The sequence below is a fragment of the Pseudolabrys sp. genome (genome assembly GCF_050250095.1).
GTDB lineage: Bacteria > Pseudomonadota > Alphaproteobacteria > Rhizobiales > Xanthobacteraceae > Pseudolabrys.
In genome coordinates, this window is record NZ_JBFWPH010000007.1 from 57806 (window position 1) to 69578 (window position 11773).

An 11773-nucleotide genomic window follows, 5' to 3' on the forward strand; every position below is an offset into this window, starting at 1 on the left:
GACGGCGCGTCAGTAGAAGCCGTTATGATGCGAGGCATCGAAACTCTGCGCACGGCCGTGCGGAAAGCGTGGCGCACGGTTACGCCGCCGCTAACGAGCGTGGTTGACGCTTTCTTTGGCCTGTGTCGCGGCGCTTGCCATGATGGCGCGGAACGTGGTTAAGACGTTTCCACGTGTCTGCAAAACGAATGCGGACCGCGGGTCCGCACGCGAGAAAGAACAGTCAAAATGGCCGGAATCGTTGCTGGAAAAGTCGCCATCGTCACGGGTGCGGGCCGCGGGATCGGCCGCGCCATCGCGCTGCTGTTGGCGCAGGAAGGCGCGAGCGTCGTCGTCAATGACGTCGGCGCAAGTCTCGAAGGCGCGGGCGCCGACACCGGCCCGGCCCAGGAGGTCGTCAACGAAATCAAGAAGGCGGGCGGCAAGGCCATCGCCTCGACCGACAACATCGCGGAGCCGAAGACGGCGGACGCCATCGTCAAGGCGGCGATCGACGCCTTCGGCAAGGTCGATATCCTCGTCAACAATGCCGGCATCCTGCGCGACCGTATCTTTCACAAGATGAGCTGGTCGGACTGGTCCGACGTCATCGCCGTCCACCTGCACGGCTCGTTCAACATGAGCAGTGCCTGCGCCCGGTTGTTCCGCGAGCAGAATTCCGGCGCCATGGTTCACATGACCTCGACCTCCGGCCTGATCGGCAATTTCGGTCAGGCCAATTACATGGCAGCCAAGCTCGGCATCGCCGGCCTGTCGCGCGGCATCGCGCTCGACATGCAGCGCTATAATGTGCGCTCGAACTGCATCGCGCCGTTCGCCTGGAGCCGCATGATCGGCTCCATCCCGGCCGAGACCGACGCCGAGAAGAAGCGCGTCGAACGCCTGCAGCAGATGACGCCGGAAAAGATCGCGCCGCTCGTCGTCTATCTCGCCTCCGACAGCGCCGAGGGGGTGTCCGGGCAGATTTTCTCGGTGCGCAACAACGAGATTTTCCTGTTCAGCCAGCCGCGGCCGATCCGCGTCATTCATCGCTCCGAGGGCTGGACGCCGGCGAAGCTCGAGGAGCAGCTCAAGGGCGCTTTCGGTCCCTCGCTGACGCCGCTTGAGCGTTCGGCCGACGTGTTCGCGTGGGATCCGGTCTAGATGCCGATCGTCTACGACAAGCTGCTCGCGCTGAACATTCCGGAAGTCGAGCACGTCTATACCGAAAAGGACGCGATCCTCTACGCGCTCGGTCTCGGCCTCGGTCAGGATCCGATGAACGAGGACGAGCTTGCCTTCGTGTATGAGAAGGCGCTCAAGGTGTTGCCGACCTATGCGCTGGTGCTCGGCTATTCGCCGTACTGGCTGCGCAACCCGGAGTCGGGCGTCACCTGGAACAAGGTGGTGCACGGCGAGCAGTCCTTCACCGTTCACAAGCCGATTGCGGGCAAGGGCACGGTGATCGGCAAGACCCGCATCGTCGAGGTGATCGACAAGGGCGAGGGCAAGGGCGCGCTGGTCTATTCGGAGCGCAAGGTCACCGACAAGGCGACCGGCGACCTCGTCGCGACATTGAAGCAGACCACGTTCTGCCGCGCGGACGGCGGCTTCGGCGGGCCGGCGCGCGAAGCGCCGCCGGTGCATGCCATTCCCGACCGCGCGCCGGATATCGTCTGTGATCTGCCAACCCGGCCCGAAATGGCGCTGGTCTACCGCCTCTCCGGCGATATCAATCCGCTGCATGCCGAACCGGCCTTTGCCAAGGCGGCCGGATTTCCGCGGCCGATCCTGCACGGGCTCGCGAGTTTCGGCGTCGCCGGCCACGCGATCCTGAAAAGTGTGTGCGGCTATGACCCGGCGCGTCTGACGGGCATGGCCGGGCGTTTCTCCGCGCCGGTCTATCCGGGCGAGACGATCCGCACTGAAATCTGGCGTGACGGCAGCGTGGTGAGCTATCGCGCCCGCGTCGTCGAGCGCGACATCGTCGCGATCAACAACGGCCGTGCCGAAATCTCCGGGTGATGCGATGACCCTGCCGCTCGACGGCATCCTTGTCGTTTCCATCGAGCAGGCGGTTGCCGCGCCGCAATGCACCTGCCGGCTGACGGATGCCGGCGCGCGCGTCATCAAGGTCGAGCGGCCGGAAGGCGACTTCGCCCGCGACTACGATCATGTCGTCCACGGCGAGAGCGCCAATTTCGTCTGGCTCAACCGCGGCAAGGAATCCGTTGTCCTCGACCTCGGCAAGGACGAGGACAAGGCCGTCCTCGAGGCCATGCTCGCGCAGGCGGATGTGTTCGTGCAGAATCTCAAGCCCGGCGCGCTCGCCAAACTCGGCTTCGCGGTGTCGCGGCTGCGCAAGGACTATCCGAAGCTGATCTGCTGCTCGATCTCCGGTTACGGCGAAAGCGGCCCTTACAAATCACGCAAGGCTTACGATCTTCTCATTCAGGCTGAGTCCGGCGTCGCCTCGGTGACCGGCGGGCCGGATGCGCCGGCGCGCGTCGGCATCTCGCTGGTCGACGCCACCGCCGGCTTCAACGCCTATCAGGCGATCCTCGAGGCGCTGCTGGCGCGGGCCAGAACCGGGCAGGGCGCCGACATTGCCGTGTCGATGTTCGACGCCATGGCGGAATGGATGACGGTGCCGCTGCTGCATGCCGAAGGCGGCCAGCCGTTCAAGCGTATCGGGCTTGCCCATGCGACCATCGCGCCCTATGGCGTGTTCAAGTCGCGCGACGGCGCGGACATTCTCATCGCTATCCAGAACGACCGCGAATGGCGGGTGCTGGCGGAGAAAATTCTCGGCAACGCCGCGCTCGGCACCGATCCGAAATTCGCGACCAATCCCAGGCGCGCCGAAAACCGTGCCGAGACCGACGCGGCCGTGGGCCAGTCCTTCTCGAAGCACGATGTCGCCGAGCTGATGAAACTGCTCGAGGCCGCCGATATCGCCTTCGCGCGGGTCAACGATTCGATGCTGCTGTCGCAGCATCCGCATCTGCGGCGGATCACGGTCGGCGCGCCGACCGGCCCGGTGTCGACGCCGGCGCCCACGCCGATCGTCAACGGAGAGCAGCGCCGCTATGGCGCGATCCCGGCGCTGGGCGAGCATACCGGCAAGGTCAAGGCCGAGTTTTCAAAGAAGTAGTCGTTCAGTCCATCGCGTGCGCCGCGGACGCCTGCGGGGCGCTCGCGCGTGACGTGCTGATCAGCAGCACCAGCGGAATGGTCGCGATGGCGAGAATCATCAGCAGCTTGAAGTCGTTGGCATAGGCGATCACCGCCGCCTGTTCGGTGACGATACGGTCGAGCATGGCGCGGCCGAGATCGGTCTGCATGTTGAGCGTGCCGGCGACATCGGGCATCTGCAGCGCGTTGTTGAACGGCGTCACACTCTCGGTCAGCCGCGCGTGCATCAGCGTCGTCTTGCTGGTGAGATTGGCGATCACCATCGAGATGCCGATCGACGAGCCGATGTTGCGCACCAGCGTCATCATCGCGGTGCCGCTGGTCCGCAGATGACCGGGCAGCGTCGCGAAGCCGACCGAGGTGACAGGCACGAACAGCAGGCCGAGGCCAATGCCCTGGATGATGCTGATGGTCACGATGGTCGAGGGCTGGGTGTCGGTGGTGAACCCCACCATCTCGTACAGCGTTCCGGCGGTCAGCAGCAGACCGGCCAGGATGAGATAGCGCGATTCGACGTGCTTCATCAGCCGTGGCGCCGCCATCATCGTCATCATGGTGCCGACGCCGCGCGAGCCGAGCAGCATGCCGGCGGTCAGGATCGGATAGCCGAGCACGTTCTGCATGAACGGCGTCACCAGCGCCATCGTGCCGAACAGCACGATGCCGATCACCACCATGAACAGGCAGGCGGCGGCGAAATTGCGGTCCTTGAACAGCTCGAAGCGGATGAACGGCGCATCGGTCGTCAGCGAATGCGCGAAGAAGTAGTAGAAGCCGGCGGCCGAGATGATGGTCTCGATCCAGATTTCGCCCGCGTCGAACCAGCCGACCTGCTCGCCGCGATCGAGCATCAGTTGCAGCGCGCCGATGCCGACCGCCAGCGCGCCGAAGCCGAACCAGTCGAAGCGCAGGTGTTCCTGCTTCTTGGTTTCTTCCATGAAGAACATGAGGCCGAGCACGGTGATGATGCCGATCGGCAGGTTCACCAGGAACACCCAATGCCAGCTGTAGTTGTCGGTCAGCCAGCCGCCGAGGGTGGGGCCCATGATCGGGCCGAGCATCACGCCCATGCCCCAGATCGCCATCGCCGAGCCGCGCTTCTCGATCGGGTAGGCGTCGAGCATGACGGACTGCGACAGCGGCACCAGCGCAGCGCCGGCCATGCCCTGCATCAGGCGGAACAGCACCATCTGCTCGATGTTCTGCGCCATGGCGCACAGCACCGAGGCAAAGGTGAAGCCCGCGGCGCAGATGATGAACAGCGTCTTGCGGCCGTAACGGTCGGCGAGCCAGCCGATCGGCGCGGTCATCACCGCGGCGGCGACAATGTAGGAGGTCAGCACCCAGTTGATCTGGTCGAGCGAGGCCGACAGCGAGCCCTGCATATAAGGCAGCGCGACGTTGGCGATCGTGGTGTCGAGCGCCTGCATGATGGTCGCGGTCATGGCGCAGACCGTGACCATCGTGCGCCGGAGTTCCGGCGATATGGCGCTTGCCGTCGTCATCGAAGGGCGTCTCTGCTTACTTCTCCGCCGGCGCCGCGTTGGCGACGAAGGGGAGGCGGCTGTAGCCGGTATCGATCGAGACCGTCGCGCTCATGCCGGAACGCAGGCGGGTCAGATCCTCGTTCTTGTCGAACACGATCCGGACCGGAACGCGCTGCACGACCTTGACCCAGTTTCCGCTCGCGTTCTGCGCCGGCAGGATCGAGAACTGCGAACCCGTGCCGGGGCTCACCGACTGAACCGTGCCGTGGAAGGTGTGCGAGGGGAAGCTGTCGACGTCGATCTCGACCTTCTGGCCGATGCGCAGATGGGTGATGTCGGTTTCCTTCGGATTGGCGTCGATCCAGGGCGCGCTGTCGTCGACGATGCTGAACACCGGAGATCCCGCGGTGACGAAGCGGCCGAGCTGAATGTTGTCGACCTGCGTCGCGATGCCGGCGATCGATGACCGCAGCACGGTATGGTCGAGATCGCGCCGTGCCTGCCCGACCGCCGCCCTGGCCTGCTCATAGGCCGGGAACTTCTCGAGCGGCAGATTGGGGTCGCCGAGCAACTGGTTCAGCGTATTGGCGCGCTGCTGCGCGGCGTACTGCGACTGCAGCTTCGCCGCGACGAGGGCGGCCGCGGCAGTGTCGACCGCGGCTTGGGCGCCGGTGCGGTTCTGCAACAGTTCCATCTTGCGATCGACATCGGCCTTCTTCAGATCGACGTTCTTCTTCGCCAGATCGGAGAGGTCGGTCAGCGACTCGAGGTTGGTCTTCAGATTGTCGTACTGGACCTTGGTGTCGGCGAGCTTGGCCTCGGCCTGCGCGAGCGCCAGCTTGTAGGGCTGGGGGTCGAGTTCGAACAGATCGTCGCCGGGCTTTACGCGCTGGCCTTCGTGCACCAGCACCTTGGTGACCTTGCCGGACACGTCCGGCGTCACCAGCACTTTCTGCGCGCCGACATAGGCGTTGTCGGTGGAGATGTAGCGGCCGCCGACGAAATAGATGCCGGTGCCGATCACCAGCGCCAGGGCCGGGATGCCGATCAGGAGGATTTTGCGCAGCCGCGCGCGGTCGATGCGCGCGAACGGCCCACGCTTGCCGGACTGTTCTGCGGGCGCATCGGGCGACGACTTCGCCTGGGGCGCGTCGACGACTTTGAGGGTACGGTCAGCCATATTTCTTGCTCTTGCTACTGGTGTCGGTGTCCTTGGCGACGAGTTCGCCGCGGATGTTGTCGCGGACGGCGCCGATCTGGCTCGTCAGGCTCGCCAGGGCGTCGGCGGATATGCCTTTGAGCACGTTGCGCATCATGTCGCGGCCGAGCGCATCAAGGCGGTCGACCAGCGGCTTGGCCGCGGGCGTGAGATAGAGCCGCCATGCCCGGCGGTCGTTTTCGTCCGGCCGCCGCTCGATCAGGCCGTTCTCCGCAAGGCGGTCGAGCAGCCGGGTCAGCGTGATCGGCTGGATCTCGAGGATTTCCGCGATCTCGGATTGCTTGAGGCCTTCGTTCCGCTCGATGCGGGCGAGCACGGCCCATTGCGCGCGGGTCATGCCCATCCGGCGAACCTCCTGATCGGAGAGCGTTCGCAGGAGCCGCGCGGTATCGATTAGCGTGAAGGCGAACTCGCGATAGGGATGGCGCGGCGGCATCGCAGGATCCAAGAGGTTCGGGACGTCAGCTTGCACAAATTCTAAGCAGCAATATAATAAGCTTGCTTATTATCTCCAAGCGCAATCTTCTCAGGGCTGCCATGCGCCGCAAGGGCCGGTAGCCTGCCACCATGAGACGGCGTGACGCCGCCGCCCGGCTTCGGCAAACTCCTGCAAACCTTGAGGAAGCGGGCGGAGGCGGCGATGGAGATCGGATTTATCGGGCTCGGCAACATGGGCGCCCCCATGGCACGGCGGCTGATCGAGGCCGGCCATTCGCTCGTCATCTACGATACCCGCAACGACGCCGCGGTCCCGCTGGTCGCGCTCGGCGCGAAACTCGCCGCCTCGCCGGCCGACGTCGCCGACCGCGCCGAGACGGTGCTGGCGAGCCTTCCGGAGCCGCACATCGTCGCGAAGGTCGCGACCGGCGCGGGCGGTGTCATCGAAGGACGAAGGATCAAACGCTTCGTCGATCTTTCGACCACCGGCTCGCGCGTCGCCGCCGAAGTCGCCGCCGCGCTCGCGGCGAAGACCATCGTCCAGATCGATTCGCCGGTGTCGGGTGGCGTCGCCGGGGCACAAAAGGGGACGCTTGCGGTGATGGTGTCAGGCCCCGCGGCCGAGATCGCGCATGTGAAGGATGCGCTCGCCGTCTTCGGCACGGTGTTCGTTGTCGGTGACAAGCCCGGCATGGCTCAGACCATGAAGCTCGCCAACAATATCCTGTCCGCCTGCGCGCTGGCCGCGACCTCCGAGGCTGTGGTGATGGGCGTCAAGGCCGGGCTCGATCCCGCGATCATGATCGACGTCATCAACGCCGGCTCTGGACGCAACACCGCGTCGACCGACAAGTTCCCGAAAGCGATTCTGCCGCGCAGTTTCAACCTCGGCTTTGCCACCGCGCTGATGACCAAGGACGTGCGGCTCGCGCTCGACGAGGCGAAGGCGCTCGGCGTGCCGGACGATATCATGCGCGCGGTCGGCCGTGCCTGGGAGACGGCGTTCAGCGAGATCGGCCCCGACAAGGACTTCACGACGATCGTTCAGCCGATCGAGCGCCGCGCCGGCGTCGTTGTCGGCAAGCAGACATAAAGCGTGCCGTCAGGCCCACTCGGCCTGTACCTCCGAGCGCAGGTCCACGGTGCCGCGTTCGCCGATGTCGTTGAAATGCTCATCGAGAAAACGCCGCGCCGCGCGGCGTCCGTTGGTGCGCAATAGCTCGAAGAAATCGTAGTCGGTGTTGAGCCGGCTCTCGGCGTTCAGCGTCTTGGCGGAGCCGGCCATGGCGATGCGGTGCATGTTGATGCGGCGGTATTTGCCGGCGCCGGCTCCGCGCGGCAGCCGGCCTTCGTCGATCAGCCGGCCGACGAATTCGATCGCGCGCAACTCGCCCATCAGCGGCGAGTTGAAGGTGATCTCGTTGAGCCGGCTCATGATCTCGGAGGTCGAGGTCGGCATGGCGTTGCGCACCAGCGGGTTGATCTGCACCAGCAGCACGTCCTCGGTCCGGGTGCGGCCGAACAGCGGAAAGATCGGCGGATTGCCGAGATAGCCGCCGTCCCAATAGGGTACGCCGTCGATCTCGACGGCGCGGAACAAGAGCGGCAGGCAGGCGGAGGCGGCGACCATCTCGGCCGTGAGCTTCTCACGCGCGAAGATCCGCAGCCGGCCGGTGTGCACGTTGGTCGCGGAGATGAAGATCTGCGGAGCATCCGCCTTGCGCAGCGCCTCGAAGTCGACGAAGCGCTCGATCAGATCCTTCAGCGGGTTGATGTTGAGCGGATTCATGTCGTAGGGCGACAGGTAGCGCGACATCGCCTTGAACCAGATGCCCATCGGCGAGTCCTCGAGCGGCATGAAGGTGAACAGCCGGTCGATGACCTTGCGCTGCATGTCCGGCAGGTTGCCGCCGAGACTTGCCGCGCGCCAGAAGTCGGCGAGGCGTTTTCGTGCCTCCTCGCGGCCGCCGCGCGCGAGGCCGTCGGCGAGCAGAACCGCGTTGACCGCGCCGGCCGATGCGCCGGTGATGCCGTCGATCTCGATCCGGCCGTCTTCCAGCAGGAAATCGAGCACGCCCCAGGTGAAGGCGCCGTGCGCGCCGCCGCCCTGCAGCGCGAGGTTGACGAGTTTCGTCGACGGCTGGTCCGGCTTTTTCTCTTTGGAGTCGCGTCCGAGCGCGCGGTTGATGATGCCGATCATGGCGTTGCCGCGCTTACTGCGCGACCCAGCCGCCGTCGATCGAATAGGCCGAGCCGGTAATGCTCTCGGCGGCGTCGCTCGCCAGAAACACCGCGAGGTTGCCGATGTGCTCCGGCGTGGTGAACTTGTGCATCGGCTGCTTTTCCGACAGCAGCGCGATCTCCGCCTCGCGCTCCTTCTGGCCGGCCGCCTTGGCGCGGGCGTCGATCTGCTTCTGCACCAGCGGGGTGAGCACCCAGCCGGGACAGATCGCGTTGCAGGTCACGCCGTCGTTGGCGGCCTCGATGGCGACCACTTTGGTCAGGCCGATCAGGCCGTGCTTGGCCGCGACGTAAGCGGCCTTCTCGCCGCTGGCGACGAGGCCGTGCGCCGAGGCGATGTTGATGATGCGGCCCCATTTCTTCTTTTTCATCGCGGGCAGCGCGGTGCGGATGGTGTGGAACGACGACGACAGGTTGATGGCGATGATGGCGTCCCATTTCTCCGGCGGGAAATCCTCGATCTTCGCGACATGCTGGATGCCGGCATTGTTGATGAGGATGTCGACCGCGCCGAACTCCTTTTCGGCATCCCGGATCATGCCGGCAATCTCGTCCGGCTTCGACATGTCGGCGCCGGAATAGTGCGCCTTGATCTTGAATTCCTTTTCGAACCCCGCCCGCAATTTCTCGATCTCGCCGCCGTCGCCGAAGCCGTTGAGCATGAGGTTGGCGCCGTTCTTCGCGAACATGCGGGCGGTGGCGAGCCCGATGCCGGAGGTGGAGCCGGTGACGAGGGCGGTTTTGCCATTGAGCATGGGATGGTCTCCAAGGTGCTGGGATCGGAAGGAGGGGACGGTTCCGGATGGAGCCTGCCGAGATTTTTGTTGCGCTGCAATATGGCGATTAGGTGGTTGTCCTCTTTTTGCCAGACCCCAGATATGCGGTAGAAACAGGCGGTTGGAGGCGATTTCCAGGTGGCCCGAAAGTCATCCGCCCGGGCGGTATTCCCGGCACCCGATCACGATCATTCGCAGTGCTCGAGCGACGCGATCGCGCATGCCGAATCGATCTGCGCGGCGCGCTCGCAGCGGCTGACGCCGATCCGCCGCCGGGTGCTGGAGGCGCTGCTGGCGAGCCATCAGCCGCTCGGCGCCTATGACCTGATCGAGCGGCTGTCGAGCCGCGGCGAGCGGCCGGCCCCGATCACGATCTACCGGGCGCTCGATTTTCTGCGCGAGAACGCGCTGGTCCACCGCATCGAGAGCCGCAACGCTTTCATCGCCTGCGCGCACAATCACGACAGCGGCGATCCGGTGGTGTTCCTGATCTGCGAACGCTGCGGGGCGGTCGGCGAGGCGGCGGGCCAGGCCGTCGCCGAGACGATCAAGACCGCCTCGCGCGCCGCCGGCTTCACCCCGAAATCTCCGGTGATCGAAATCTCCGGCGTCTGCTCGCACTGCCGCGCTGCGTGATGTCGCAATCCGACGTGCCGGTCCATGACGCCAAGCCTGTTCATGACGCCAAGACGCGGGCGCTCGAGCCGCTGGCGGCCGGGCTTGTGCTGCTGCTCTGCTTCTCGTGGGGCTTCAACTACGTCGCGGTGAAGCTCGCGATCCCCGACATTCCGCCGATGACGCAGGCCGCGATTCGTTCCGCCGGCGCCTGCGTGCTGGTGTTCCTGTGGTGCCTGTTGCGCGGCATCCGGCTGTTCGAGCGGGATGGCACGCTGAAGGCCGGCTTGCTGTGCGGCGTCTATTTCGGCGTCGAGTTCCTGCTCGTCTATCAGGGCCTGCAATACACCACGGCGATCCGCGCGGTGGTGTTTCTCTATATGACGCCGTTCATGGTCGTGCTCGGCTCGCGCATCGTGCTGCCGTCGGATCGTTTCAGCGGCGCGCAATGGGCGGGACTGTTGATGTCGTTCGCGGGCATGGTGCTCGCCTTCGGTCTGCCGACGCCGGCGCTTGATCCCCGGCAGCTGCTCGGCGACCTGATGTCGGTCGCCGCGGCGTTTTTCTGGGCGATCACGATCCTGACGATCAAGGTGACGCGGCTGGCGCGCGCCTCCGCCGAGAAAACGATCCTCTATCAACTGGTCGTTTCCGCGCCGATCATGGCGGCCGGCGCCTGGCTGATGGGTGAGACGATGGCGCCCGTACTGTCCACCGTGTCGATCGTGTCGATGCTCTATCAGACCGTCTGGGTCGTCAGCATTACCTATGTGATCTGGTTCTTTCTCGTCTCGCATTATTCGGCGAACCGGTTGTCGGCTTTCACCTTCCTGACGCCGCTGTTTGGCGTCGCCGCCGGCCATTTCGTGCTGGGCGAACCGATGACGCCGGCTTTCGCCGCCGCCGTCGCGCTGGTCGCCGGCGGCCTCGTCTTGGTCAATCGTTCGTCGTGATGCTAGCGTTGCCCGCATGAAGCCGCCGCCATCACCCTTCGCGCCGCGCCCCAACGCCACCGAGCAGGCGTTGCAAGCCGCGGCCTTTGCGCTGCAGGCGAACCGCCCGGCCGAGGCCGAGCGCATCGCCGGCGAGGTTTCGCGCCGCAACCGCAGCGATCCGCGCGCCGCGCAGCTTTACGGTTATGCGCTGCTGATGCAGGGCAAGGCGAAGGACGCGATCCCGCCGCTGGAGCGCGCCTTCAAGCAGACCCGCGATCCGGCCGTCGAGACGCAACTGGCGATGGCGTTGCGCGAGGCCGGGCAGACCGAGCAGGCGCTCGAACGCTTCCAGCATGCGGTGTCGCGCAAACCGGTCTTTCCGCCCGCCTTCCTCGAATACAGCGTATTGCTGCTGAATCTCGACCGCACCGCAGAAGCGATCGATCTGATGAAGCATGGCGCGGCGCTCGCGCCGGAGTTCGGTGACCTGTCGTTGCAGCTCGCGCGAGAACTGTCCGGCGAGGGAGAGCTCGAGGCTTCGCGCGACGTGTTGTTGCGGGCGCATGCCGCTGCGCCGAAAAACTGCGATGTGCTCTTCTCGCTGGCGCGCACCCATCAGGCAATGCACGACTTCGAGCGGGCTGCCGAAACCTACCGCCTGATTCTTAAGATGATGCCGCAGGACGGAGCATCGAAAGTCGGTCTCGGCATCTGCCTGCTGGAGCTTGGCCGCGAGGACGAAGCCCTTGTGCAATTGCGCGAGGCGAGCCGCATGAGCGACAAGCTGCTCGGTGAAGCCATCGTCGCGCTGATCGACGCCGGCCGCGGACGGTTCTGGCTGAAACCAAGCGAGGCGAAGCGCATGCTTAGGGGCGAGACGAAATAGTT

At 65.4% G+C, this 11773-nt stretch carries 12 protein-coding genes; 7 read left to right on the plus strand and 5 right to left on the minus strand.

What is annotated here, in order from left to right; all coding sequences use genetic code 11:
- The first annotated feature begins 228 nt into the window (after positions 1-228).
- Genes AB7F10_RS18080 through AB7F10_RS18090 form a run of 3 tightly spaced genes read left to right on the plus strand, consistent with a single transcriptional unit; the run spans position 229 to position 3133 of the window.
- Positions 229-1143, plus strand: a complete 915-nt coding sequence (locus AB7F10_RS18080) for an SDR family NAD(P)-dependent oxidoreductase (protein WP_428564104.1) — start codon at positions 229-231, stop codon at positions 1141-1143.
- Positions 1144-2004 carry a MaoC/PaaZ C-terminal domain-containing protein gene (locus AB7F10_RS18085; protein ID WP_428564107.1) on the plus strand — a complete coding sequence of 287 codons (861 nt, stop codon included), beginning with the start codon at positions 1144-1146 and terminating at the stop codon, positions 2002-2004.
- A gap of 4 nt (positions 2005-2008) precedes the next feature.
- The gene (locus AB7F10_RS18090) at positions 2009-3133 is read left to right on the plus strand and encodes a CaiB/BaiF CoA transferase family protein (RefSeq protein WP_428564110.1); all 1125 of its coding nucleotides are present in this window, start codon (positions 2009-2011) and stop codon (positions 3131-3133) included.
- A 4-nt stretch (positions 3134-3137) separates the two neighbouring features.
- On the opposite strand, the gene AB7F10_RS18095 is transcribed toward AB7F10_RS18090, so the two are convergent.
- Genes AB7F10_RS18095 through AB7F10_RS18105 form a run of 3 tightly spaced genes read right to left on the minus strand, consistent with a single transcriptional unit; the run spans position 3138 to position 6316 of the window.
- A complete protein-coding gene (locus tag AB7F10_RS18095; RefSeq protein ID WP_428564113.1) occupies positions 3138-4679 on the minus strand; it encodes a DHA2 family efflux MFS transporter permease subunit in 1542 nt (513 codons plus the stop codon).
- Between the two features lie 16 nt (positions 4680-4695).
- Positions 4696-5841, minus strand: a complete 1146-nt coding sequence (locus AB7F10_RS18100; RefSeq protein ID WP_428564116.1) for an HlyD family secretion protein — start codon at positions 5839-5841, stop codon at positions 4696-4698.
- Positions 5834-6316, minus strand: a complete 483-nt coding sequence (locus AB7F10_RS18105) for a MarR family winged helix-turn-helix transcriptional regulator (RefSeq protein ID WP_428564119.1) — start codon at positions 6314-6316, stop codon at positions 5834-5836. Before AB7F10_RS18105 ends, AB7F10_RS18100 begins: the two co-directional genes overlap by 8 nt.
- A 204-nt stretch (positions 6317-6520) precedes the next feature.
- On the opposite strand from AB7F10_RS18105, the gene AB7F10_RS18110 reads away from it, so the two are divergent.
- Positions 6521-7411, plus strand: a complete 891-nt coding sequence (locus AB7F10_RS18110) for an NAD(P)-dependent oxidoreductase (RefSeq protein ID WP_428564122.1) — start codon at positions 6521-6523, stop codon at positions 7409-7411.
- Positions 7412-7420: 9 nt separating this feature from the next.
- On the opposite strand, the gene AB7F10_RS18115 is transcribed toward AB7F10_RS18110, so the two are convergent.
- Positions 7421-8518, minus strand: a complete 1098-nt coding sequence (locus tag AB7F10_RS18115; RefSeq protein ID WP_428564125.1) for a patatin-like phospholipase family protein — start codon at positions 8516-8518, stop codon at positions 7421-7423.
- Positions 8519-8531: 13 nt separating this feature from the next.
- On the minus strand, positions 8532-9314 hold the full coding sequence (locus AB7F10_RS18120; protein WP_428564128.1) for a 3-hydroxybutyrate dehydrogenase: 783 nt from the start codon (positions 9312-9314) through the stop codon (positions 8532-8534).
- 159 nt (positions 9315-9473) lie between these two features.
- Here AB7F10_RS18120 and AB7F10_RS18125 point away from each other — a divergent pair, with 159 nt between their 5' ends.
- From AB7F10_RS18125 to AB7F10_RS18135, 3 genes are read left to right on the plus strand one after another with little or no spacing between them, the layout of a single operon-like run.
- A complete protein-coding gene (locus tag AB7F10_RS18125) occupies positions 9474-9971 on the plus strand; it encodes a Fur family transcriptional regulator (protein WP_428564132.1) in 498 nt (165 codons plus the stop codon).
- Positions 9971-10903 carry a DMT family transporter gene (locus tag AB7F10_RS18130; protein ID WP_428564135.1) on the plus strand — a complete coding sequence of 311 codons (933 nt, stop codon included), beginning with the start codon at positions 9971-9973 and terminating at the stop codon, positions 10901-10903. Before AB7F10_RS18125 ends, AB7F10_RS18130 begins: the two co-directional genes overlap by 1 nt.
- Positions 10904-10919: 16 nt before the next feature.
- Positions 10920-11771 (plus strand): tetratricopeptide repeat protein, encoded by an 852-nt coding sequence (locus AB7F10_RS18135; RefSeq protein ID WP_428564138.1) that lies wholly within the window; start codon positions 10920-10922, stop codon positions 11769-11771.
- Positions 11772-11773 lie beyond the last annotated feature (2 nt).